The sequence below is a fragment of the Selenobaculum gibii genome, from assembly GCF_030273445.1.
GTDB lineage: Bacteria > Bacillota > Negativicutes > ICN-92133 > ICN-92133 > Selenobaculum > Selenobaculum gibii.
In genome coordinates this window covers 1,519,057-1,541,662 of record NZ_CP120678.1, presented here as the reverse complement: position 1 = coordinate 1,541,662, position 22,606 = coordinate 1,519,057, and the positions used below count along the sequence as shown (strand labels likewise).

Below are 22,606 nucleotides of genomic sequence, written 5' to 3'. Positions count from 1 at the left end.
CACTTCGTCCCTTTAGGGGATGAGGTGTTTTTTATTTTCTAAAGTTTTTTAAGAAAAAATCTTGAATTTAGGGTGGTACAGCGAGCTATTTCGCCCCTTGTAAGGGTGAGATGGTTCTTTTTTTATTTATTTATTGGGGAGGGATTTATATGTTGAAAAAATATTTGAGTAAAGTGATAAAGGGTGAACATTTATCCCAGGAAGAGTCAAGGCAAGCTATGCAAATTATTATGAATGGAAACGCAACAGATGCACAGATCGGATCATTTTTAACAGCCTTAAAAGTAAAAGGTGAAATAAGCGAGGAGATTTCCGGATTTGCCCATACCTTGCTACAACATGCAGATCGCGTAAAGCATAGCAAACCGGTGATTTGTCCTTGTGGAACAGGTGGAGATACGAAAGGGACATTTAATGTATCGACAACAGTGGCTTTTGTTTTAGCAGGTGGTGGTGTTGCTGTTGCAAAACATGGAAATCGCAGTGTTTCTAGCGCTTGTGGCAGTGCTGATGTGCTTAGTCAGCTGGGTGTTATCGTTGATAAATCGGCAGATAAAGTTAGTGAAGAAATTGAACATTTAGATATAGGGTTTTTATTTGCACCTGCGTTGAATAAAGCTATGCGCGTGGTTGCAAATCCACGTAAGGAATTAGGGTTCCGTACAGTATTTAATCTTTTGGGACCAATCATTAATCCGGCGCAGTTAGATTATCAATTGGTTGGTGTGTATGAAGAAAGCTTAACCGAAAAAGTTGCTGAAGTATTAAACCTAATAGGGGTTAAGCAAGCGATGGTTGTCCATAGTGAGGATGGAATGGATGAAATATCAACAAACTTTCCAACGAAAGTAAGTGAAATGCGAAATGGAAAGGTGAAGACATATCATATTGATCCGCAAAGGTATGGTTTTAAACGCGGAACTTTAGCTGATTATCAAGGGGGAAATCCTGAAGAAAATGCAAAAATTATTCGCGCAATTTTAAATGGTGAAAAAGGGCCGAAACGAGATATTGTGTTATTAAATGCGGCTGCAGGATTCTATATCACAAATAAGACACCAAGTATTACAGAAGGTATTCGGTTGGCAGAAAAAACGATTGACAGTGGTGCTGCTTTAGTAAAATTGGAAGCTTTGATTGCATTTAGTCGTGAGGGGATAGAAAATGCTTGTTAAGATTTGTGGAATTCAATCTCTGGAAATTGCAAAGGTAGTAGAAGAAAATAAGGCTGATTTAATGGGCTTTATTTTTGCAGACAGCAGGCGCTATATAAATCCGATAGCAGCGGCAAAGATAAGTGCGGAAATAAAATCTGTGGCAAAAGTAGGCGTCTTTATGAATGAAGAACCAGCAAGGGTAAATGAAATCGCTGATTTCTGTCATCTTGATTATGTACAGTTACATGGAGATGAAACAATTGAATATTGCAAGAAAATTAAATATCCAATTATTAAAGCATTTCGATATAAAGAAGATTTTGATCCGAAAATTCTTTATCAATATTCTGTCGATATGATACTAATAGACACTTATCAAGCCGGTAGTGCAGGGGGGACGGGGAGATGTTTTGACTGGAAAACTGCAAAGGAAAAATTAAGTAAGCTTCATTTGCCGGTATTCATTGCTGGTGGAATTAGTAAAATGAATGTCGGAGAAATGATAAATGTTTTAAATCCGGCAGGAGTTGATGTGTCTGGGGGAGTTGAAAGTAATGGGATAAAGTCAAAGGGGAAGATTATAGACTTCATTAAGCGGGTTCATGAGTTGGAACGGAGGGTGAAAAATGTTAGATGCAATTGTCGCAAAGAAAAAAATTACTGTTGAGCAAGAAAAAAAGTATTTATCGTTAAAAGAGATACAAAAAGACATTTCCTTTGGCAAGTTTGCTTTATCAAAAGTTATGCGTAATTCGCCGTGGAGTTTAATTGCCGAATGCAAATTGCAATCGCCGTCTAAAGGGCGCTTATGCACGAATTATACAGTGCTGGAGCTGGCAAAAATTTATGAAAAAAATGGGGCAATGGCTTTATCTATTCATACGGATGAACATTTTTTAGGGAATTTAGCGGATATTGCTTTAGTAAAAGAGATTACAAAACTTCCGGTGTTGAGAAAAGATTTTATTATTGATGAATATCAAATTTATCAATCAAGGCGCGCCGGAGCTGATGCAATTTTATTAATTGCTCGTATTTTATCTCCGGCGCAATTAAAAGAATATTTGCATATGGCTTGGGAGATTGGGGTGGATTGTCTCGTTGAGGTACATGATGAAAAAGATATAAATGCGGTAAATGATACAAGGGCGGAGCTAATCGGAATTAATAATCGGAATTTAAAAAACTTTACAACGGATGTACAAAATACATTAGATTTAGTAAAGTATTGTGATCGAAATCGAACAATTATCAGTGAGAGCGGAATAAAAAATCGAGAGGATATAGAAAGAGTAAAAAAACACTTTATCCGTGGGGTTTTAGTGGGCGAAGGATTAGTGAAAGCCGCTAATATAGCAGCAAAAACAAGAGAGTTATCATTAGTTAAAGGATTTTAAGGAGGAGTTTATTATGCCAAATAGCAAAGGGCGTTTTGGAATTTATGGGGGGCAATATGTACCGGAAATCGTCATGCCAGTATTAATGGAATTACAGCAAGCTTATGAAAAATATAGAAATGATGCTGAATTTCAAGAGGAAATCAGGACGTATTTAAGAGAATATGCTGGACGTCCGACAAAACTTTATTATGCGGAGCGGTTAACAAATCATTATGGAAAAGCAAAAATTTATTTAAAACGTGAAGATTTACTCCATACAGGTGCACATAAAATTAACAATGCCTTATGTCAAGCCGTCTTGGCAAAAAGGATGGGGAAAAAACGTATTGTTGCTGAGACTGGAGCGGGGCAGCATGGTGTCGCAAGTGCTACAGTTGCTGCGTTGTTTGGCTTAGAATGTCATGTTTTTATGGGAAAAGAAGATATAGAAAGGCAATCATTAAATGTTTTTCGAATGAAATTGCTTGGCGCAAAAGTAATTCCGGTAACAAGTGGAACAGGGACGCTAAAAGATGCTACCAGTGAAGCGATTCGTTACTGGGCTGCGAATATTACAGATACGCATTATATTATCGGCTCGGTAGTTGGCCCGCATCCCTATCCGATGATTGTGAGAGATTTTCAATCTTGCATCGGCAAGGAAGTAAAAGAGCAGATGAAATCATTAGCAGGTGGAAAAGTTACGCATATTTTAGCTTGTGTTGGTGGCGGTAGTAATGCAATGGGAATGTTTTATCCATTTAAAGATGATAGAGATATTATCAAAATTGGTGTGGAGGCAGCAGGTAGAGGAAAAGCAAATGGTGATCATGCAGAATCTTTAAGCCAAGGACGCCCTGGTGTTTTACATGGTGCATATAGTTATCTTTTACAAGATGATGATGGGCAAGTGATTGAAGCGTATTCTATTTCAGCGGGGCTTGATTATCCTGGTGTTGGTCCCGAACATTCTTATTTTAAAGATACGAATCGCGTGCAGTATACTTCGGTAAATGATCAACAAGCATTAGCCGCTTTTCAGTTATTGTCAAGGACAGAAGGGATTATTCCGGCGATGGAAAGCTCACATGCTCTGGCGTATTTAGAAACACTGATGCCAACGACGACGGAGGATCAGGCGGTTGTTGTGTGTTTATCAGGACGAGGCGATAAAGATGTTCAAATGGTAGCGAAAGCATTAGGGGAGGAATTAGAATGATGTCTAGATTAAGCAGTACTTTTGCAAGGTTAAAACAAGAAGGGAAAAAAGCGTTAGTCATTTATCTTATGGCAGGTGTTCCTGATTTTGAAAAAACGTTTGAACTTGTCTTGGCTACCGAAAAAGCTGGGGCTGATGTTGTTGAATTAGGCATTCCGTTTTCCGACCCGATTGCCGATGGACACGTTATTCAAGAGGCCGGAGTAAAAGCTTTGCAAAATGGAGCTACGATGCAACAGGTATTAGAACTAGTAAAAAAATTGCGCGAGCATACACAGATTCCCTTAATCGGAATGGGATATATCAATACGATGATGAATGTAGGCATTGAAAAATTTATTACTGATTTTCAAACTGCTGGCTTAGATGGATTAATTATTCCGGATTTACCACATGAAGAATCAAAAGAAATTGCTGAGTTTTGCCGTTTGCATCATTTTCATTTAGCTGAATTTGTAACGCCAAATACAACGTCAGAAAGAATTACTGAAACCTGTAAAAGTGCAGATGGCTTTATTTATTGTGTATCGGTCAATGGTGTTACCGGTGTACGGAAAATTGATTATACGCCGATTCATGAAGTGATTCGGATGGTACGTAAGCAAACGGATATTCCGCTTGCCGTTGGTTTTGGGATTGGCGATGGCGCGTCGGCTGTTGAAGCAACTAAATTTGCGGATGGTGCGATTGTTGGAAGCGCAGTTGTAAAGAGAATTTTAGAGAGTGATTTTGCAGGTGCAATTGGCTTAATTAAATCCATTCGTCAAGCATTAGACGAAAGGAAGGAATAATATGCGGATAGAAACGAGCTTGAAAGAGTTTTGTCAACGTGCGGAAACGGAAAAAGTTCTTGCGGTAACTGCGGAGCTTTCAACCGATATGGAGACGCCGGTTTCGCTTTATTATAAAATCGTTGGCGATGATATAGGATTTATTTTAGAAAGCGTGGATATGCATACGAATTTTGGGCGATTTTCTTTTATTGGTGCAGAACCTTTTGCAACGTTAACTTGTTATAAAAACAAGCTTGTTATTGATGCATTTGATGGTCGTCAAACAATCGAAAAAAGTCCGATGCAGGCAGTGAAAGAATATCTTAGCTATTTTAGTGATGCGGGGCAAAGTTTTCATATGCCATTACTAGGTGGTGGGGCAGTTGGATACTTTTCTTATGAAACGATTGAGACGATTGAACGTATAAGGCAAATGGAAAGTCCTGAGGATATGGTGCTTGGACAATTCCTCTTATGTCATGTGATTTTAGTCATGGATCATTTGAAGCACACATCAAAAATCGTTTATTTGACGCCAAATAAACGTAATATTGATACTGAATTTTTATATCAAACGGCACTAGAAAAGATTTATTATATTAACCAACAAATCAAAAATGAGATAAAAAAAGAAAAAGTAAAAGAAAAGCGATATCATTCAGGGCATAAGTTAGGCTTTAGTGAACGATATGGAAAGGAAGAAAGAGAATTTTTCCAAAAAGTGTTGAAAGCAAAAGAATATATTGCTTCAGGCGATATTTTTCAGATTGTTTTATCCAAGCAGTTCACTTGTGATTTAAAAAAGCCATCATTTTATTTATATCGGAGACTACGGCAAATTAATCCTTCGCCCTATATGTTTTATATGAATTTTGGCAACTTAAAATTAGTGGGTGCATCGCCGGAAATGCTTGTAAAAGTAAGTGGCGATACTGTATATACCTATCCTATTGCCGGGACTAGACCGCGTGGTGTATCAAATCAAGAAGATGAACTCCTTGCACAAGATTTAAAGGCAGATGAAAAAGAGTGTGCTGAACATGCGATGCTAGTGGATTTAGGGCGAAATGATATTGGAAGAATCAGCAAAGCTGGCACAGTAAAAGTAAATAAGTTGATGGAAATAGAGAAGTTTTCGCATGTAATGCATATGGTTTCGGAAGTTTCAGGGCAATTAGAACAAAAATATTCTACAATTGATGCATTAAAAGCTTGTTTTCCTGCTGGAACAGTAAGTGGTGCGCCAAAGGTAAGAGCAATGGAAATCATTCATGAATTGGAAGCTGTAAAGAGGGAATCTTATGCGGGTTCTGTAGGCTATATTGATTTTCAAGGAAACATGGATATGTGTATCGCAATTCGCACGATTCAAGTCGAAGGTGAGCGTGCTACAATTCGGGCTGGAGCGGGAATTGTAGCGGACTCTGTGCCAGAGAAAGAATATGGTGAAATCCTGCAAAAAGCGAAAGTGATGTTTCAAGTGGTAGAGGAGGTTGAAGGCGATGATTTTATTAATTGACAACTACGATTCTTTTACGTATAACATATATCAAATGATTGCAAATATGGGAAGAGAAGTTGAAGTGATTCGCAATGATAAAATCACTACTGTTGAAATTGATTCGGCAAAATATGAAGCTATTGTGATTTCGCCAGGACCCGGGACTCCAGATGATGCGGGGGTTTGTAAAGATGTTGTTCGAGTCTTTGCGGGTAAAGTCCCGATATTAGGTATTTGTTTAGGCCATCAAGTAATTGGTGAAGTATTTGGTGGCAAAGTCATTCGGGCAGGGAAGCTTGTTCATGGAAAGACCTCACCAGTCAAACATATAGGTACAGGTGCATATCAAGGGTTATCACAAGATATTTTGGTAGGACGATACCATTCTCTTATTGTTGAAAGAGAATCTTTACCAGACTGTTTAGAAATTACGGCAGAACTTGAAGATGGTATGATTATGGGAATTAGACATCGTGATTATAAAGTAGAAGGTATTCAATTTCATCCTGAATCCATATTGACACCCGATGGAGAAAAAATTTTGGGGGGTTTTTTAGGGTTTATATAAAAATAGGACTGCAAAAGCAGTCCTATTTTTATTACCAGAAGCCAGAGGAACAATCGCAGTTATTGTTTCCACAACAGCAAGCAAATAATAAGATAATAATAATGATGATGATCCAAGCGCTACCGCCGCCGAATCCTGAACATCCATAACCCATAATAAGTTCCCTCCTATAGAAAAGTAAGTAAAGCAGACATGTAATAATCCAAGCCCTGATGTTATCTTTTTTCTAGCTGAAATTTAGACAACGTCACTTATTGGATAAAACAAAATAGATGGTTTTGTCACTTGTAGTTTATGAATTATTAATTAAAAATGTGAATTTAAAAAATTTCTTAATTATAATTACGATTTTTTTCGCAAATGTGGTAAAATAACAAGGTTAGAAAAAAACATGAAATTTTTTAAATAAGCGATAGTTATCGTTTTTTAATTATGTATTTATTTATATTGGAGGATTTAGATGTCAGCAGAAGAACTTAATAAGGAAATTAATCGTCGACGTACGTTTGCGATTATTTCTCATCCGGATGCCGGAAAGACAACTTTAACGGAAAAATTGCTATTATATGGTGGTGCAATTCATTTAGCAGGTTCAGTAAAATCAAGGAAAACGCAACGTCATGCAGTATCTGATTGGATGGAGATTGAAAAACAACGTGGAATTTCAGTAACATCCAGTGTGTTACAATTTGATTATAATGGTTATAGAATTAATATTTTAGATACACCTGGGCATCAGGACTTTAGTGAGGATACATATCGCACTTTAATGGCAGTAGATAGTGCTGTCATGATTATTGATGTTGCTAAGGGTGTCGAAGCACAAACAAAAAAATTATTTAAAGTTTGTAGACAACGTGGGATACCGATTTTCACTTTTGTCAACAAACTCGATCGCTTTGGTAAGTCGCCAATTGATTTAATGGAAGAAATTGAACAGGTACTAGGAATTCGTGCTTATCCGATGAACTGGCCAATTGGGATCGATGGCAATTATCAAGGGGTATATAACCGCCAGAAAAACCAAGTGGAATTATTCTCCGAAGATGGAACGCATGGACAAAATGTCATTGCCTCTGAGGTTGGTAGTGTAGAAGATCCCGTATTTGCCGAGCGTATTGGCAAGGAAAATCATCAAGCACTTTGTGAAGATATTGAATTGCTCGATATGGCAGGGGAACAATTCGATGATGAAAAAGTGCAGCATGGCGAATTGACACCGATGTTCTTTGGGAGCGCGATGACAAACTTTGGAGTGCAAAATTTTCTCGAAGAATATTTAAGACTTGCACCACCTCCGGCAGCAAGAGAATCATCAGATGGGATCATTGATCCGCAGGATGAAAAATTTTCTGCGTTCATTTTTAAAATTCAAGCAAATATGAATCCAGCACATCGTGATCGTTTATCTTTTATGAGAATTTGTTCTGGTAAATTTACGCGTGGAATGTCAGTATATCATGACCGTACAGGTAAAATGATTAAACTTGCACAACCACAACAATTTTTAGCACAAGATAGAACGATTATTGATGAAGCCTATCCAGGGGATATTGTTGGTCTATTTGATCCAGGAATTTTTGGTATGGGCGATACTTTATGTAGTCAAGGTCATAAGTTCCACTTCCCAGATTTTCCGGTATTCCCACCGGAGCAATTTGCGCGTGTTCAGGCGAAAGATACAATGAAACGAAAACAATTTGTTAAAGGGATTACTGAGCTTACGCAAGAGGGGGCAGTTCAATTATTCCAACAAGCTGGAGCAGGTACGGAATCCTATATTATTGGTACAGTAGGAAGCTTACAATTTGAAGTTTTAGAATATCGTTTAAAAAATGAATATGGTGTAGATCTTTTAATGCAAATGCAACCGTATGAGGTTGCTCGTTGGATGGAAAATGGGAAAGAAAAAATTACGCCAAGTTCATTGCGTGGCGCGGATAGAGGAATGTTTGTTTACGATATAAAAGAACGTCCAGTTTTACTCGTTTCTAATGAATGGGCGTTGGGGTGGATTACTGATAATAATCCAGATATTAAATTTTATCCAGTTCCGCCAGATAAAAAGAAAGCATAAGTTTATATAAAAAGAGAAATTAGGGCGTTGCATTTGCAACACCCTAATTTCTTTTTTATTTTGAAAAATATAAGCTTTTAATTTTATTAGCAGTAATGATTAATTGGTCTGAAATTTGTGGAATACCATAGCCCATATAAATCGGTGATGTAGGAAAACGCGGAATAATTTTTGCACGGATTAAATCATCAATAAAATAAAAAAATAGATTGTAGCTTTTACACTTTTTGTTGAAGTTATTTAAAAGAAAATGTACTGTAGTTTGCACATAATCGGCAAGTTGTTCAATATTATTGTTGGTTTCAAGCATTACAACATTAAATTCAGAAAATCCAACACGTGGTTTAGTTGAAAGGTTTAATTCTACACCGTTTCTAGCATCGATGATGAGCCCGTTGAAATGTGAATTATCAAAATATTCATGGTAATCAACGTATTTTAAGCCAACAATTTGCATATGGGGATGACGGATAGTTCCACCTGAAAGTGGCCCGTGATTTTTGAAGAATAAGACGGATTGATATTCTTTAGATGTTTGCATTTCTAGCCAATGATGTATTGCAAATTTAAATAGACGATGCAAATGATCTTTATTGTATTCAGATAATTCACTTTTGCATTCGGTCGTTTCGATGAGTACAGTTTGAAAAGTATCTTTAAGTACAGGATATTTATTTTTTATTAAAATAATATCGCCATCTTGAGCGATAACATTTGTTAAGGCTGAGCGATCGCAAAAAGGACATTTGGTCCCAGTATTGACGATGCTTTCTGGTTTTTGCTGTCCAATGCTGATATTGAATTCGAGATATTTATTTGGCATGGAAAGTCACCTTCTTTAAAATTAATGCTGGTATAGTAAGGAAATAAATGATATAATTTAGGCTTGATTAAGATTAATTTAAGTAAAAATATTTTACTTAGCTATATGGGGAAATCTATCAAATGAAAATCTACTTCATTAATTACAAAATCAAATGAAGTAGAGTTGTTTTATAAAAAAAGAACATACTTATATTATAATAAATAGATTTGAAAAGAAAAGCAATTATTTGCTTTGAGGTAGGTGTTATCAATTAGTAGTGAAGTAAAAAAGAATGATCATGGTGATTCATTTTTAAAAGGGACATTTATTTTAGCGATAGCAGGGATTGTTGTCAAAGTTATTGGATCACTAAATTGGATATTTGTATCCAGGGTACTTGGAGGAGAAGGGATTGGCTTATATCAAATGGCTTTTCCTATCTATTTATTAGCACTTAGTGTTTCAACAGCTGGTGTACCAGTTGCGATTTCGATTATCACGGCAGAAAAAGTTGCATTGAAAGATATATTAGGAGCGAAGAGAATCTTTCGTATTTCAATGGCAGTTATGGCTGTGACCGGAGCTATTTTTAGTTTGGCTACTTATTTTGGTGCAGGGTGGTTGATTGAATATAGATTTATTCGTGATCCACGGGCATATTACTCCGTTGCTGCGTTAGCTCCAGCCATTTTCTTTGTTACTATTCTTGCAAGTTCACGTGGTTTCTTGCAAGGATGGCAGCGCATGACACCGACGGCTGTATCGCAGATAGTTGAACAGATTTTTCGTGTAATTACTATGGTATTATTCGCAAATTTATTTTTGCCGAGAGGTCTAGAATTTGCAGCAGCAGGAGCTAGTTTCGGTGCATTTGCTGGTGCGGTGACCGGATTGATTGTACTCGTATATTATCATTGGCAGTTAGAACGGGATATTCGGCGTGAGTATGGTGATCATCTCGAGGAGAAGGGTAAGCGCGAATCCAGTTTTACGATTGTGAAGCGGATTTTTGCGCTAGCGCTTCCTGTATCGGCATCGAGCGTTATGTTGCCGATTGTAGCGAATCTTGATTTAATGATTGTTCCAGCTAGACTTGAAGTTGCTGGATATACAGTTGGACAAGCGACAGAATTATTTGGATATTTAACGGGTATGGCTGTGCCGCTGATTAACTTGGCTACGTTGCTTACAGCTTCCTTGGCAATTAGTATTGTTCCAGCGATTTCGGAAGCGAAAGCACTTGGTGATAAACTTCGTGTTTACCAACAGACGTCAGCTGCAATGCGGATTACTTATTTAATTAGTTTTCCCGCATTTGCAATTGTATTTATGCTTGATACACCAATTTCTCAATTGATTTACAATGCAGCAAATGCAGGTCCTACAGTGAGTGTTTTATCAATGAGCATTGTACTGCTTGGCATTCATCAAGTAACTACGGGAGTATTACAGGGGCTTGGTCATACAACCATTCCGATGATTAATATGATTATTGCTGCTGTAGCTAAAGTTGCTTTAAACTGGATTATGGTTGCAAATCCTAACTTTGGTATTCTAGGTGCGGCTTGGGCGACAGTTGCTGATATTGGAATTGCAGCAGTAATCAATATGTATTTTCTACATAAATATGTTGGATATGGCGTAGATATTAAGCAGATTACAAAAAACATTTTAGCAACTGCAGCAATGAGCGGTATAATGTATATTGCTTATTTAGAAATTTTTTCGAGCCTAGCAAGTAATACACTGGCCACTCTAGGCGCAATTCTTGCAGGTTCTATTGTATACTTCTTAGTATTGATTTTACTTGGTGGAATGAATGAACGAGATATAGAGCGCATTCCTATGGTAGGAAAATTTATTATTAAATTATTACAACGTGTAGGTGCATTTAAAGCGTAAACCTAAAATGTTTATCATCGTATATTATTGTTTCTTGTCTGATTTCAGTAGGAGTTTGTCTGCTGAAACAGCCTCGTTTATTTGTGGGGTGAGATGAAAATGAAAAAGTTAATTTTAGTCTATAATCCTGTCTCTGGAGATGCTTTATTTAAATACAAACTAGATGAACTTATTGAAAAATTTAGTGTACATGACTGCATTATTATTCCGTATCGCACATTACCTAATAATGAAATCGTATTTGCTAAATTTGTGCGTTCGTTAAATGCAGATGGTGTAATTATTGCCGGTGGAGATGGAACCATCCACGATATCATTAATTTAATGATTACAGAAAACATTGATTTACCGATTGGTTTAATTCCAAGCGGAACGTCGAATGATTTTGCATCTTTTTTAGGAATTAATAAAAACTTAGATAGATATATTAAAACGATTGCTAAAGGCTCGGTTATGCCGATTGATATTGGGCAAATTGGCAATAAATATTTTATTAACGTTGCGAGTGCAGGGGTGCTTACCTCCGTTGCACATAAAGTAGATGCTGGATTAAAAAATGCATTGGGGAAAATGGCATATTATCTGAAAGGGCTAGGCGAAATTCCTGGGTTCCATGCGCGTAAGATGAAAATCAAAGCAGATGGAAGAATCATTGAAGAAAAAATATTTTTATTCGTTATCGTGAATAGTGGCACAGTAGGAAGTATGAAAAATGTTGTAGCTAATGCTAAGATTAACGATGGTAAATTGGATATGGTTTTAATCAAACAATGCAGTATCCCCGAATTTATGACATCAACATTAGAAATGCTCGCGGGCGGTAATATTACTCGTCACAATAGTGTGCTTTATTTACAGGCGAAAGATATTGAAATTGAATGTGAAGAAGAAATTGAAAGTGATTTAGATGGGGAGCTTGGGCCGAAATTACCGCTAAAGATAACGACTTTAGCAGGGAAAATTAAATTGTTTTACGAAAAATAGCAATAGAAAATGGGGCTGTTGATGCAGCCCCATTTAGTATAATATTGCGATGATTTATTTAAGATATGAAAATATATAGAATAGATGGAAAAGGTGGATTTAGTTTGAAAGTACAAATACCTGTAATAAAAGGGAAAAAGTATAATGTAGAGATTGTTAGCATGGGACACAGTGGAGAAGGCGTAGGAAAATATCAAGACTTTACGGTTTTTGTGCCTTATGCGTTGATTGGGGAAACGGTAGAAGTTCAAATTACTGAAGTAAAGAAAAATTATGCAAAAGGACGTCTTTGTCAAGTAATAAAGGCTAGTCCAAATCGTACAAAGCCGCAATGTGATATTTATTATAAGTGTGGTGGTTGCCAATTACAGCATTTAGATTATGAAGGGCAGTTACAGGTGAAGCGTCAACAAGTGGTAGATGCAGTGCAAAGAATTGGTAAGCAAAATGATGTTGTGATTCATCCAACGCTTGGCGCAAATCATCCATGGCATTATCGCAATAAAATGCAATTTCCAATTGGCAGAAATGGTAATGATGTTATTATTGGCTGTTATGCACAAGGAACACATGCGATTGTCAATACAGAAAATTGTGTGATACAACATGAAGCGAATAATCTTGTTGCCAATGCTGTTCGCGGTGTAATAAGAAGATTAAATATAACAACATATGATGAAAAAACACGCCAAGGCGTACTTCGCCATGTGATTGGACGTGTTGGTATTGCCAGTGGCGAGATTATGGTTGTTTTGGTAACAAGTACAGAGATTTTACCAAAGCAAGAGAAAGTTGTCGAAGAATTACGTCGTAATATTCCTGGAGTAGTAAGCATTATCCAAAATATTAATCCAAACCATACAAATGTCATCATGGGAAATCGGACATTAAAACTTTGGGGCAAAACGACGATTGTTGATAAAATGGGAGAGTTCTCATTTAATATATCCGCAAGATCATTCTTCCAAGTTAATACTAAACAAGCAGAAGTTCTTTACAATAAAGCAGTAGAATATGCAAATTTAACAGGCAAAGAAACAGTCATTGATGCGTATTGTGGAACCGGTACGATTAGTTTATTTCTAGCGAAAAAAGCGAAAAAAGTCTATGGTATCGAAATCGTAGAACCAGCAGTGAAGGATGCCATAAAAAATGCTGAAAATAATAAGGTGAAAAATGCTGAATTTATCATCGGTGATGCCGTAGAGGTAATGCCAAACCTCTATGAAAAAGGCATCCGCCCCGACGTAATCGTAGTAGACCCACCACGCGCCGGTTGTGAAAAACAAGTCCTAGAAAGTTTCGCAAACATGAAGCCAACAAGAATCGTCTACGTATCCTGCAACCCAGCCTCCCTAGCAAGAGATATCGCAATCCTAGCAGAATTAGGATATACAACAAAAGAAATACAACCAGTAGATATGTTCGGCGCAACAAGTCACGTCGAGGCTGTAGCGTTGATAGAAAAGAAATAGAATATAGAGAGAAAATAAAAACTCCTGACAAATAATGACGTTATTTGTTAGGAGTTTTCTGTTTAAAAGGGGAATTTAGTAAATAGGGAATTATTTGGAGCAGGGTTGTAGATGAAAAGAACTGTCATCTTGTCTATAGAATTTGTTGGCTCTGCGTCTTAGCGTCTGTAATTGATGCATTTACATTGATTAAGATTTGGGGCAAAACAGTGGAAAGTTGATTAACCCTGTGTCTTCTCGTGTTTGTATACGAGTTTTGCTTTTACAAATTGGGCATAGTAGCCATTCCGTTTTCAATTTTTGTAGTCCTTTTCTGCACTTTTATCGTTTTAAAGATTAGTAATGCTCTGTAAGTTAAATGATTTCCGCCAATACTTTACAAGGCAATCCTGTAGCTCTTGGATTATCTAACCACATGGTGTAAATTTCAAATTTTTTATCAATTAGCTTCTGCAAATTACAAAGGTTTTCTATAACATAGCAACCATTTAACTCACACAGTTCATCTGCTGCTTGATGTTCCTCACCCCTGCGAACACCTGCACAGTCGATACCGATAAAGCATATTTTCTTTTTTAATAAATAGTCCAATAATTCATGTGACAGTTGGGGGTGGTTTGCAAAATATTGTTCACTGCCATATTCAAATTCATTAATTCTTCCGGTGTAAAAAAGGACAAAACCATTTGGGGGAATTTCTACTTCTATCACATCTTTTACCGTAATCTCCCGTAGATTGGCAATTTTTTCAACATCTATTACAACTCCCTTTGTCTTGAAGTATTCAAGCGGAATACTACTTTTTTTATAGGTGTCCAAATGAGTGCCAACATGCCCAGTGTTTACGTGTTTGTTATTTGGGGAGTTCTCCATCCATTCTAAAAATTCTTTGGTTATAGTTGTCGTTAAATCAATCATCATTTTTCGTCATCTCCATTTTTTCTAATATATAATTGTTAAAGCTTTTAAGAAAGTGCAACACAGTTTTTTTCTCTAATTCACCAACTGTTTTTAAAAACTCTTGATCTCGTAAAAGCCAAGCATTATGAGCCTTTTCATGTTTAAAATAAATTTCTTGACCTTTTGCCGTTAAACTGTAGAATATTTCCTTATTATTGTTTGGTTTTTTACAACCTTGGATATATCCTTTTTTTTCTAAACGAGTTGTAATTTTGCTTATTGCACTACGTGTTAATCCTAGATTAACAGAAATTTGCACTCCATTAGCTTCTTGAATATTTCCAATAAAATTAATGCAGTGTGTATCAGTAGTTCCAAGAGAATCATAAAGTTCTTTTGTTGAAAGTTCTGCGATGGCTTCTTGCAGCTGATATAATTTTTCAAATTCTTTAAGTAACTCGGTTTCTATAATTGTTTGACCTCCTATCTAACGATTGTTAATTGGGTAATTGCAAGGTAAATTTATTGTTGACGATGGAAACAATAAAAACTATACAATAAATTGTTTCCGACGTCAACAATTATATTTTTAGTTATGACAATTGTGGAATATGATTACTATTAAATCATTTTAGCGTTACACAAAAGACGAACACTATCGTGGTAAATCAACAGGGTACAAACTTCATTATAAACTGGAATGGAAGTGTAGTTGAGCAAAGTAAAAACATATTCTATGATTGGATAAATGATGCCCTTATCGAAATACAATTGCTGTTATTTACCACCCCGCTTTTTAATGACATTTAAAGCAATATCATGTATGATACTTTTTGAAGCGGTTGAAAAAGTTGCTGCTTTAGAGAAAAGTACTTACAGGAGGATATCTAGAATGAAGAAAAGTTTATTGGCATTAACGGCATTAGTAGCGTTGAATGTAACTTCCGTATTCGCTGCTCCGATAAATGATCTTTCGGAGGGGGAAACTGCTATTGGAATCGGAACTACGGAATATTATGTAGAACATCAACTTTCTGATAAGTTTACCATCGGGTATCAAAATGCGGATCGCAGGTATTATGGTGATATGGACGATATTTATGGACAATTTCGTATTAATGAAAATCTTCGGGCAATGGTCGGTAACCGCGATTTACCATATGATTCTTCGAATTTTTATGCCGGATTGGCTGCAAGTGCGCCGCTTGGCGATAGTATGACTGGGTATATTTCTTATGCGGTCGGAGGCGATTTTAAAGAAACTCAAATTGGAACTAACATTGCGATTGCATCTAATATTGATTTCAATGTAAATTACCATGCATTTAGTCCTGATCATGGCCGAAATGAGGACAAGTTCGGTGTCGGTGCAACTGTAAAATTTTAAAAAGTAAGTTAAAAAGGCTGCTGTGCTGAGAAAAGTGCGGCAGCCAGCTTTTTAGTGAGGATAAAATACCATAATGGTGTTAGAATGCGAGTTAAGTCATCAGTCGAGGCATCTTTGGAAACAATTATGTAATAATTTAATCAATACATTTTATATTCGCCTAGACTTATGTTTGGGCGAATTTTTATTATACAATTACGAAATTTTTATCAATGTAAATTAAGGTAATGTTTGTATATTGATGAATAGTTTATATAATCTGTGAAAATATAAATAGAGGTGTAAAATAAAATTTAGAAACAAAGGAGTTTTTATTATTTATTATTCTAGAGGTAATTATGAAGCTTTTGCTCGTCCGTTAAAACCAGAAGGCGTAGATAGAAAGACAGCTTATATCATAGGCTCAGGACTTGCTGCTTTAGCGGCGGCTTTTTACCTTGTTCGTGATGGACAAATGAAGGGTGAAAACGTTCATATTCTTGAAAAAGAACCTTTACCTGGGGGCGCATGTGATGGTTATCATTATGAAAATGTTGGCTATGTCATGCGTGGTGGACGTGAAATGGACAATCACTTTGAGTGTATGTGGGATTTGTATCGCTCTGTTCCTTCGATTGAGACCGAGGGGATTAGTGTGCTTGATGAGTATTATTGGCTTAATAAGAGAGATCCTAACTATTCATTGATGCGTGCAACAGTTAATCAAGGTGAAGATGCCCAAACCGAAGGTAAGTTTGGTTTAAGTGATAAAGGTGCAATGGAAATTATGCATCTATTTTTCACTCCAGATGAGAAACTGTATGATAAACGGATTGATGAGGTTTTTAGTAATGAAGTATTAGATTCTAATTTTTGGATGTATTGGCGCACTATGTTTGCTTTTCAAAATTGGCATAGTGCACTTGAAATGAAACTTTATATTAAACGGTTTATCCATCATGTTGGTGGTTTGCCAGACTTTCGGGCACTTCGTTTTACAAGATATAATCAGTATGAATCTATGGTTTTGCCGCTAATTAAATATTTAGAATCCCATAATGTGCAGTTTCATTATGGCATCAAGGTTATCAATGTTGAATTCGATATTCAAAAGGATAAGAAGATTGCAAAACGCGTAATTACTGTTTGTGATGGAAAAGAAAAAAATATTGATTTAACGGAAGATGATTTGATTTTTATTACGAATGGGGGGTGTGTAGAAAATTCTACGATTGGAGATCAAGAGCATCCTGCTCCATTTAATAAGGAATCAACGGAAGGTGGTGGATGGGATATGTGGCGAAAAATTGCTGCACAGGATCCATCCTTCGGTAATCCCGACAAGTTTTGTTATGATCCGGAGCGGAGCAACTGGATGTCTGCAACTGTAACAACACTTGATGACCGTATACCTCCTTATGTTGAAAAAATATGTAAGCGTGATCCTTTTAGTGGAGGAGTAGTCACTGGTGGCATTGTTACAGCGAAAGATTCGAGCTGGCTTTTAAGCTGGACTTTTAATCGACAGCCACAGTTTCGTGAACAAGCGAAGAATCAGCTTGTTGGTTGGATTTATGGTCTGTTTAGCGATAAAGAAGGAGATTTTGTAAAAAAGCCTATGCGTGAATGTACAGGGAAAGAAATTTGCATGGAATGGCTGTATCATATGGGAGTACCAGAAAGTGAAATTGAGGAGTTGGCTGAAAATAGCGCGAATACTGTGCCATGTATGATGCCGTATATTACAGCTTTCTTTATGCCGCGTGCAGCTGGAGATCGACCGGATGTTGTACCAAAGGGCAGTATTAATTTTGCATTCATTGGTCAATTTGCAGAGACTGTACGTGATACTATTTTTACAACGGAGTATTCTATTCGTACGGGTATGGAAGCGGTTTATACGCTTCTTAATATTGATCGTGGAGTTCCAGAAGTATGGGGGAGTACGTATGATATTCGAGATTTATTAGATGCTACAGTTAAGATTCGTGATGGTCAAAAAATTACGGATATGAAACTAAGTCTTACTCAAAAGGTTGCTCTAAAAGGTGTTTTGAAAAAACTTGAAGGTACTGACATTGAAAAATTGCTTAGAGAGTATCATTTAATTTAAAACTTATTTTATACAACAAAATTCATTCCAGGATAAATTTGTGTTCGGGTTGTGTCGTTCATTTAAAGGAATTTACAATAAAATTAGATGTTCAAGGCTTAAAGAGGCATGATATAATGAAAGTCGCTGAAATAATGTACGGGAGAAGGGCACTTTTGAAGAAAGTTTTGATTATATCAGATACACATGGACTATTACGTGATGAAGTTAAAGCGAAACTGCCGACTGTGGATTTTGTAATTCATGCTGGTGATATTAATACGCCAATGGTTCTTCAATATTTAAATGAACATAGTGAACTATTTATTATTCGTGGGAACAATGATAAAGAATGGGCTTGCAATTTACCAAAAATCCTTGCAATAACCATTGAAGGAGTACGGATTCTACTTGTTCATAATAAAGAAGATATACCAAAAGAATTAACAAATATTGATGTGGTTATTTATGGTCATTCCCATAAATACGATGATAAAATAATAGATGGAGTATTGTGTCTAAATCCAGGTAGTTGTGGAAACCGTCGATTTAATTTACCAATTAGTATGTGTGAAATGTGGATTAGTGGGGAAACTTACAAATATGAGAAGATTATTATAAAGTAGATATAGCCATAGATTGTGGTCTTAAATTTTAATTTAAGCAAGTGGATAACACAAATGAAATAGCGTATACAATCATAGCAATGTCAAGGTATAATTTGAATATACTTATTGATATTGCTATAAATTTTTATTTCTTTACAAATAAAAAATAAGGTGAGATTAATGAAAGTTATCGCTGATAATTTTGGTGAAACACAAGCCATGGTTATGGTGTTAAATGCTGGGACGGTTTTAATTTATAATCAACGCCAATTATGGGTCAAAATAAATTTGAAAATTTAGATGAGACTTATGATGTAATAGAAAGTACCGAGAGATGGGCAATATGGAGTAAATTTATTATCGCAATTGACCGGATTATGAAATATTTTTATCTAAAGGTAAGATACCAACTAAGGTGAATATAGATTTGTGAGGTATTAGTAAAAGTGATATAATGACTTGATTAGATTATTTTGTAAATTAATATTTAGGATTGGTTTGAATAGTTTTAATATAGAATAATTTGACTAAATAAATGCTCACTACTTTTTAATATAAAGAGATTTAAGAGATTCTATTAGAAAATGGAGGCGGAGAATTTGCTATATCCATTACAATTACAAGCAATGATGAAAGATTATATTTGGGGAGGAACGAAGCTTAAAACTGATTTTCATAAGCGAACTGAGTTTGAAAAGGTGGCGGAAAGCTGGGAACTGTCTTGTCATAAAGCTGGGCAAAGTGTTGTGCTCAATGGTGAATATGCAGGACTAAAACTTTCAGATTACATAGAAAAAGCGGGTAAAGCGGTATTAGGGAAAAATGCAGAAAAGTTTACTGACTTTCCTATCTTAATCAAGTTAATTGATGCTGCAGACAACTTATCTGTACAAGTGCATCCTGAAAATGAATATGCTTTACGAGTTGAAGGTGAATATGGGAAAACAGAGATGTGGTATATTGTTGACTGTGAGCCAGGTGCAACTTTACTTTATGGTTTTAAAGAAAAGATTAGTAAAGAAGAGTTTAAAAAGAAGATTGAAAATAATACATTATTAGATGTATGCAACAGTGTACCGGTGAAAAAAGGCGATGTTTTCTTTATTGATGCGGGAACGCTCCATGCAATTGGCAAAGGTATCGTAATCGCTGAAATTCAGCAGAATTCTAATACGACATATCGCATTTATGACTATGGTCGGATTGGTTCTGATGGTAAGCCACGTCAATTACATATAGAAAAGGCATTGGATGTAACTCATTTAAATCATCCAACAAAACCATGTACGGCGGAAGCCACGATGAGCTTTTTTGCTGATTTTTCAATGAAGTTACTTGCTCAATGTGAATATTTTAAAGTTTATTTATTTGATGTAAAAGAACAATGCAATCTTTATGCTGATGATTCTTCTTTTCAATCCATTCTCGTGCTAGATGGTGGAGTAGAATTGGTAAATAGGGATAAAACTATGAAAATAGGTAAAGGTGACAGTATTTTTATTCCGGCTAGTATGGGGGAATATAAAATTAACGGAAAAGGTAAATTTATTTTAAGTATGGTATAAAGTAATAAAATCAGAGTTGAAGAAACTATTCAGTTTTTCATCGGGTATATTTTAAAATAGGATGAATGCAATGGATAGATAAATGGGGATGAATTGTTAAGTTAATTCTTTACAGCTAAGAAACATTTAGATTTTATGCAGATGTAGGCAAAGGAGGATTTCTGATGAGTAGCGAACGTTTTATGGCAATGGCGGCAGATGAATCACAAAAGAATCTTTTGACGAATGAGGGCGGCCCTTTTGGTGCTGTTATTGTTAAGAAAGATAAAGTCGTTGGATGTGGACACAATCAAGTGCTTCTAAAACATGATCCTACGTGTCATGCAGAAATTCAGGCAATAAGAAATGCGTGTGAAAATTTAAAGACGCATGATCTTAGCGACTGCACCATCTATACTTCTTGCTACCCTTGTCCAATGTGTCTGAGTGCAATTATATGGGCAAATATAAAGATCGCTTATTATGGGAATACCGCAAGTGATGCTGCTAATATTGGATTTAGAGATGATTTTATATATAATTTCATTGAAGATAAATGCAAGGATTCTACAACTTTGGAGTTGAAACAGTTAGCCCGAAGTGAAACAATTAAAGCTTTTGAATTATTTCAAAAAAAATCAGATAAAACAATATACTAACTTGTTTTATCTGATCTGAAATGACTTTATAAAATTTTGCTAAATATGAAAATGTATCATAGGCTTCCTATAAATTTGAAGGTATTACATTCGAATTTAAGGAGGCCTTCTTTTTGTAATTTAGATAATTCACTTGACATAGCACTGCGATCTACCGATAAATAATCGGCTAATTCCTGACGATTAAAAGGAATCGTAAATGTGTGATGATTCGATATTTTTGCTTGAGCAGATAAATAAGAAATTAATTTTTCGCGTGTGGTACGTTGTGTGATGTGTTCAATTTTTTGTGTAAGTAAAATATTTTTATTTGCAATAATTTTTAGCATATTTTGAATGAGATATGAGTGAAAAAGGCAGGAAGATGAACAAGTGTTTATAATTCGCTTATAATCTATAAGCATGATTTCTGTTTTTTCATTCGTTACAATACTAACAGGTATTTTCTCTACTTGCGCGCAGGAAAATGTTTCAGCAAAAATATCACTTATGCCAATTTGGGAGATAATTCTTCGGTTTCCCCAGAAGTCTTCTTTAATGATATGAACGGAGCCTCTTAAAACGATACCTACGGTTGAAACGTTATCACCGTCATTAAAAATAAAGGTGTTTTTGGGATATGTTTTTTCTTGAACAGATAAGCAATTTAACATTATTTCTAGGTCTTTCTCCGCTATGTTATAAAATAACGGAGATTTTTTTAATACATTAAATTTAATATTTTCCATAAAAATCTCCAAACTGTTGTAAAAACAACAGATTTATTTTTTTTAGCATAGTAAAATAACAGCATAAAGTCAAGTTAAGTTGATGATAGATTACGGATAATTCGTAAATAATATTTGGGAATTTCATGATGAAGGGAGAGAAAACTAGTTATGGTAATGAGAAAGATTATAAAAATTGATGAAGAAAAGTGTAATGGATGTGGTATTTGTGCTGATGCATGCCATGAAGGTGCAATAGAAATAAAGAATGGTAAAGCAAATTTGATTCGTGATGAATATTGTGATGGTTTAGGTGATTGTTTACCTGCTTGTCCAACGAATGCGATTACTTTTGAGGTTCGGGAGGCAGATGAATATAATGAATCTATTGTAAAGGAGCGAATGGCAAAAAGAAAAATGAAGTCTACTTGTGCAAGTGGTAGTTGTCCCGGAAGTCAAGCGCAAAAGATTATGGTTAAGCATGAAAGAGAAGATGAGAATATGGATATTGGTAGTGAACTTATGCAATGGCCGCTTCAAATAAAACTTGTTCCAGTACATGCACCTTATTTTGATGGAGCACGATTACTTGTTGCCGCAGATTGCAGTGCATTTGCATATGGGGATTTTCATCGTAAGTTTATGCGAAATCATATTACTCTGATTGGTTGTCCAAAATTAGACAGTGTAGATTATAGCGAGAAATTAACTGAGATTATTCGAGAAAATGAAATAAAAAGTGTAACGGTTGTACGCATGGAAGTTCCGTGTTGTGGAGGTATTGAGAATGCTGTCAAACGGGCTTTGCAAGAAAGTGGGAAATTTATCCCCTGGCAAATCGTTACGATTTCTACAAAAGGTGAAATTTTAAATTAGGAGGAGTTAATTTT

At 35.8% G+C, this 22,606-nt stretch carries 22 protein-coding genes and 1 other annotated feature (1 of these 23 cut by a window edge); of the genes, 17 read left to right on the top strand and 5 right to left on the bottom strand.

The features are described 5' to 3' along the window. Positions 1 to 15: a binding site (T-box leader), on the top strand; it begins 258 nt to the left of the window's first position. 134 nt (positions 16 to 149) lie between these two features. The 8 genes from trpD (at position 150) to P3F81_RS07380 (ending at position 8,674) form a co-directional block, all read left to right on the top strand. Further along, entirely contained in the window at positions 150 to 1,175 is a 1,026-nt protein-coding gene (gene trpD, locus P3F81_RS07415; RefSeq protein ID WP_147669930.1) for an anthranilate phosphoribosyltransferase, read from the top strand. Then, entirely contained in the window at positions 1,165 to 1,824 is a 660-nt protein-coding gene (locus P3F81_RS07410; protein ID WP_147669931.1) for a phosphoribosylanthranilate isomerase, read from the top strand. The genes trpD and P3F81_RS07410 overlap by 11 nt, the downstream gene beginning before the upstream one ends. Continuing rightward, positions 1,784 to 2,554 carry an indole-3-glycerol phosphate synthase TrpC gene (gene trpC / locus P3F81_RS07405; RefSeq protein WP_147669932.1) on the top strand — a complete coding sequence of 257 codons (771 nt, stop codon included), beginning with the start codon at positions 1,784 to 1,786 and terminating at the stop codon, positions 2,552 to 2,554. The genes P3F81_RS07410 and trpC overlap by 41 nt, the downstream gene beginning before the upstream one ends. 13 nt (positions 2,555 to 2,567) lie before the next feature. Continuing rightward, the gene (gene trpB, locus P3F81_RS07400; protein ID WP_147669933.1) at positions 2,568 to 3,755 is read left to right on the top strand and encodes a tryptophan synthase subunit beta; all 1,188 of its coding nucleotides are present in this window, start codon (positions 2,568 to 2,570) and stop codon (positions 3,753 to 3,755) included. Further along, positions 3,752 to 4,546 carry a tryptophan synthase subunit alpha gene (gene trpA, locus P3F81_RS07395; RefSeq protein ID WP_147669934.1) on the top strand — a complete coding sequence of 265 codons (795 nt, stop codon included), beginning with the start codon at positions 3,752 to 3,754 and terminating at the stop codon, positions 4,544 to 4,546. The genes trpB and trpA overlap by 4 nt, the downstream gene beginning before the upstream one ends. 1 nt (position 4,547) lies before the next feature. Further along, positions 4,548 to 6,047, top strand: coding sequence for an anthranilate synthase component I (trpE, locus tag P3F81_RS07390; protein WP_147669935.1), 1,500 nt, complete (start codon positions 4,548 to 4,550; stop codon positions 6,045 to 6,047). After that, positions 6,031 to 6,597 (top strand): anthranilate synthase component II, encoded by a 567-nt coding sequence (locus P3F81_RS07385; RefSeq protein ID WP_147669936.1) that lies wholly within the window; start codon positions 6,031 to 6,033, stop codon positions 6,595 to 6,597. Before trpE ends, P3F81_RS07385 begins: the two co-directional genes overlap by 17 nt. A 460-nt stretch (positions 6,598 to 7,057) precedes the next feature. Beyond that, on the top strand, positions 7,058 to 8,674 hold the full coding sequence (locus P3F81_RS07380; protein WP_147669937.1) for a peptide chain release factor 3: 1,617 nt from the start codon (positions 7,058 to 7,060) through the stop codon (positions 8,672 to 8,674). Positions 8,675 to 8,729: 55 nt separating this feature from the next. Here P3F81_RS07380 and P3F81_RS07375 read toward each other — a convergent pair whose 3' ends face one another. Continuing rightward, complete coding sequence (locus tag P3F81_RS07375; RefSeq protein WP_147669938.1) at positions 8,730 to 9,497, bottom strand: DUF4931 domain-containing protein; 768 nt, start codon at positions 9,495 to 9,497, stop codon at positions 8,730 to 8,732. Positions 9,498 to 9,740: 243 nt separating this feature from the next. Here P3F81_RS07375 and P3F81_RS07370 point away from each other — a divergent pair, with 243 nt between their 5' ends. From P3F81_RS07370 to rlmD, 3 genes are all read left to right on the top strand, one after another. Next, positions 9,741 to 11,381 (top strand): putative polysaccharide biosynthesis protein, encoded by a 1,641-nt coding sequence (locus P3F81_RS07370; protein WP_147669939.1) that lies wholly within the window; start codon positions 9,741 to 9,743, stop codon positions 11,379 to 11,381. Positions 11,382 to 11,480: 99 nt separating this feature from the next. Continuing rightward, entirely contained in the window at positions 11,481 to 12,365 is an 885-nt protein-coding gene (locus tag P3F81_RS07365) for a YegS/Rv2252/BmrU family lipid kinase (protein ID WP_147669940.1), read from the top strand. A gap of 104 nt (positions 12,366 to 12,469) precedes the next feature. After that, positions 12,470 to 13,840: a 23S rRNA (uracil(1939)-C(5))-methyltransferase RlmD gene (gene rlmD / locus P3F81_RS07360; protein WP_309320234.1), complete on the top strand. Its 1,371-nt coding sequence runs from the start codon at positions 12,470 to 12,472 to the stop codon at positions 13,838 to 13,840. Positions 13,841 to 14,029: 189 nt separating this feature from the next. Here rlmD and P3F81_RS12915 read toward each other — a convergent pair whose 3' ends face one another. Genes P3F81_RS12915 through P3F81_RS07345 form a run of 3 tightly spaced genes read right to left on the bottom strand, consistent with a single transcriptional unit; the run spans position 14,030 to position 15,059 of the window. Continuing rightward, on the bottom strand, positions 14,030 to 14,137 hold the full coding sequence (locus P3F81_RS12915; RefSeq protein ID WP_147669942.1) for a cysteine-rich KTR domain-containing protein: 108 nt from the start codon (positions 14,135 to 14,137) through the stop codon (positions 14,030 to 14,032). A 57-nt stretch (positions 14,138 to 14,194) separates the two neighbouring features. Continuing rightward, a complete protein-coding gene (locus tag P3F81_RS07350; RefSeq protein WP_147669943.1) occupies positions 14,195 to 14,761 on the bottom strand; it encodes a cyclase family protein in 567 nt (188 codons plus the stop codon). After that, positions 14,751 to 15,059 (bottom strand): transcriptional regulator, encoded by a 309-nt coding sequence (locus tag P3F81_RS07345; RefSeq protein WP_309320232.1) that lies wholly within the window; start codon positions 15,057 to 15,059, stop codon positions 14,751 to 14,753. The genes P3F81_RS07350 and P3F81_RS07345 overlap by 11 nt, the downstream gene beginning before the upstream one ends. A 573-nt stretch (positions 15,060 to 15,632) precedes the next feature. On the opposite strand from P3F81_RS07345, the gene P3F81_RS07340 reads away from it, so the two are divergent. The 5 genes from P3F81_RS07340 to P3F81_RS07320 all read left to right on the top strand — a co-directional run bounded on the left by P3F81_RS07340 (position 15,633) and on the right by P3F81_RS07320 (position 21,009). Beyond that, the gene (locus tag P3F81_RS07340) at positions 15,633 to 16,127 is read left to right on the top strand and encodes a hypothetical protein (RefSeq protein WP_147669945.1); all 495 of its coding nucleotides are present in this window, start codon (positions 15,633 to 15,635) and stop codon (positions 16,125 to 16,127) included. Positions 16,128 to 16,413: 286 nt separating this feature from the next. After that, the gene (locus P3F81_RS07335) at positions 16,414 to 18,219 is read left to right on the top strand and encodes an oleate hydratase (protein WP_309320788.1); all 1,806 of its coding nucleotides are present in this window, start codon (positions 16,414 to 16,416) and stop codon (positions 18,217 to 18,219) included. Positions 18,220 to 18,374: 155 nt separating this feature from the next. Next, a complete protein-coding gene (locus P3F81_RS07330; protein ID WP_309320230.1) occupies positions 18,375 to 18,824 on the top strand; it encodes a metallophosphoesterase family protein in 450 nt (149 codons plus the stop codon). 581 nt (positions 18,825 to 19,405) lie between these two features. Then, the gene (locus tag P3F81_RS07325; RefSeq protein ID WP_147669947.1) at positions 19,406 to 20,371 is read left to right on the top strand and encodes a type I phosphomannose isomerase catalytic subunit; all 966 of its coding nucleotides are present in this window, start codon (positions 19,406 to 19,408) and stop codon (positions 20,369 to 20,371) included. A 164-nt stretch (positions 20,372 to 20,535) separates the two neighbouring features. After that, entirely contained in the window at positions 20,536 to 21,009 is a 474-nt protein-coding gene (locus tag P3F81_RS07320) for a nucleoside deaminase (RefSeq protein WP_147669948.1), read from the top strand. A 56-nt stretch (positions 21,010 to 21,065) separates the two neighbouring features. Here the strand turns inward: P3F81_RS07320 and P3F81_RS07315 are convergent, their stop codons facing one another. After that, positions 21,066 to 21,737, bottom strand: coding sequence for a Crp/Fnr family transcriptional regulator (locus P3F81_RS07315; RefSeq protein ID WP_147669949.1), 672 nt, complete (start codon positions 21,735 to 21,737; stop codon positions 21,066 to 21,068). Between the two features lie 150 nt (positions 21,738 to 21,887). Here P3F81_RS07315 and P3F81_RS07310 point away from each other — a divergent pair, with 150 nt between their 5' ends. Next, complete coding sequence (locus P3F81_RS07310) at positions 21,888 to 22,592, top strand: 4Fe-4S binding protein (protein WP_309320228.1); 705 nt, start codon at positions 21,888 to 21,890, stop codon at positions 22,590 to 22,592. Positions 22,593 to 22,606 lie beyond the last annotated feature (14 nt).

Coding starts and splice junctions, on each gene's coding strand:
- trpD (WP_147669930.1), top strand. CDS start 150: ATGTTGAAAAAATATTTGAGTAAAGTGATAAAGGGTGAACATTTATCC.
- P3F81_RS07410 (WP_147669931.1), top strand. CDS start 1,165: ATGCTTGTTAAGATTTGTGGAATTCAATCTCTGGAAATTGCAAAGGTA.
- trpC (WP_147669932.1), top strand. CDS start 1,784: ATGTTAGATGCAATTGTCGCAAAGAAAAAAATTACTGTTGAGCAAGAA.
- trpB (WP_147669933.1), top strand. CDS start 2,568: ATGCCAAATAGCAAAGGGCGTTTTGGAATTTATGGGGGGCAATATGTA.
- trpA (WP_147669934.1), top strand. CDS start 3,752: ATGATGTCTAGATTAAGCAGTACTTTTGCAAGGTTAAAACAAGAAGGG.
- trpE (WP_147669935.1), top strand. CDS start 4,548: ATGCGGATAGAAACGAGCTTGAAAGAGTTTTGTCAACGTGCGGAAACG.
- P3F81_RS07385 (WP_147669936.1), top strand. CDS start 6,031: ATGATTTTATTAATTGACAACTACGATTCTTTTACGTATAACATATAT.
- P3F81_RS07380 (WP_147669937.1), top strand. CDS start 7,058: ATGTCAGCAGAAGAACTTAATAAGGAAATTAATCGTCGACGTACGTTT.
- P3F81_RS07375 (WP_147669938.1), bottom strand. CDS start 9,497: ATGCCAAATAAATATCTCGAATTCAATATCAGCATTGGACAGCAAAAA.
- P3F81_RS07365 (WP_147669940.1), top strand. CDS start 11,481: ATGAAAAAGTTAATTTTAGTCTATAATCCTGTCTCTGGAGATGCTTTA.
- P3F81_RS07350 (WP_147669943.1), bottom strand. CDS start 14,761: ATGATGATTGATTTAACGACAACTATAACCAAAGAATTTTTAGAATGG.
- P3F81_RS07340 (WP_147669945.1), top strand. CDS start 15,633: ATGAAGAAAAGTTTATTGGCATTAACGGCATTAGTAGCGTTGAATGTA.
- P3F81_RS07320 (WP_147669948.1), top strand. CDS start 20,536: ATGAGTAGCGAACGTTTTATGGCAATGGCGGCAGATGAATCACAAAAG.
- P3F81_RS07315 (WP_147669949.1), bottom strand. CDS start 21,737: ATGGAAAATATTAAATTTAATGTATTAAAAAAATCTCCGTTATTTTAT.
- P3F81_RS07310 (WP_309320228.1), top strand. CDS start 21,888: ATGGTAATGAGAAAGATTATAAAAATTGATGAAGAAAAGTGTAATGGA.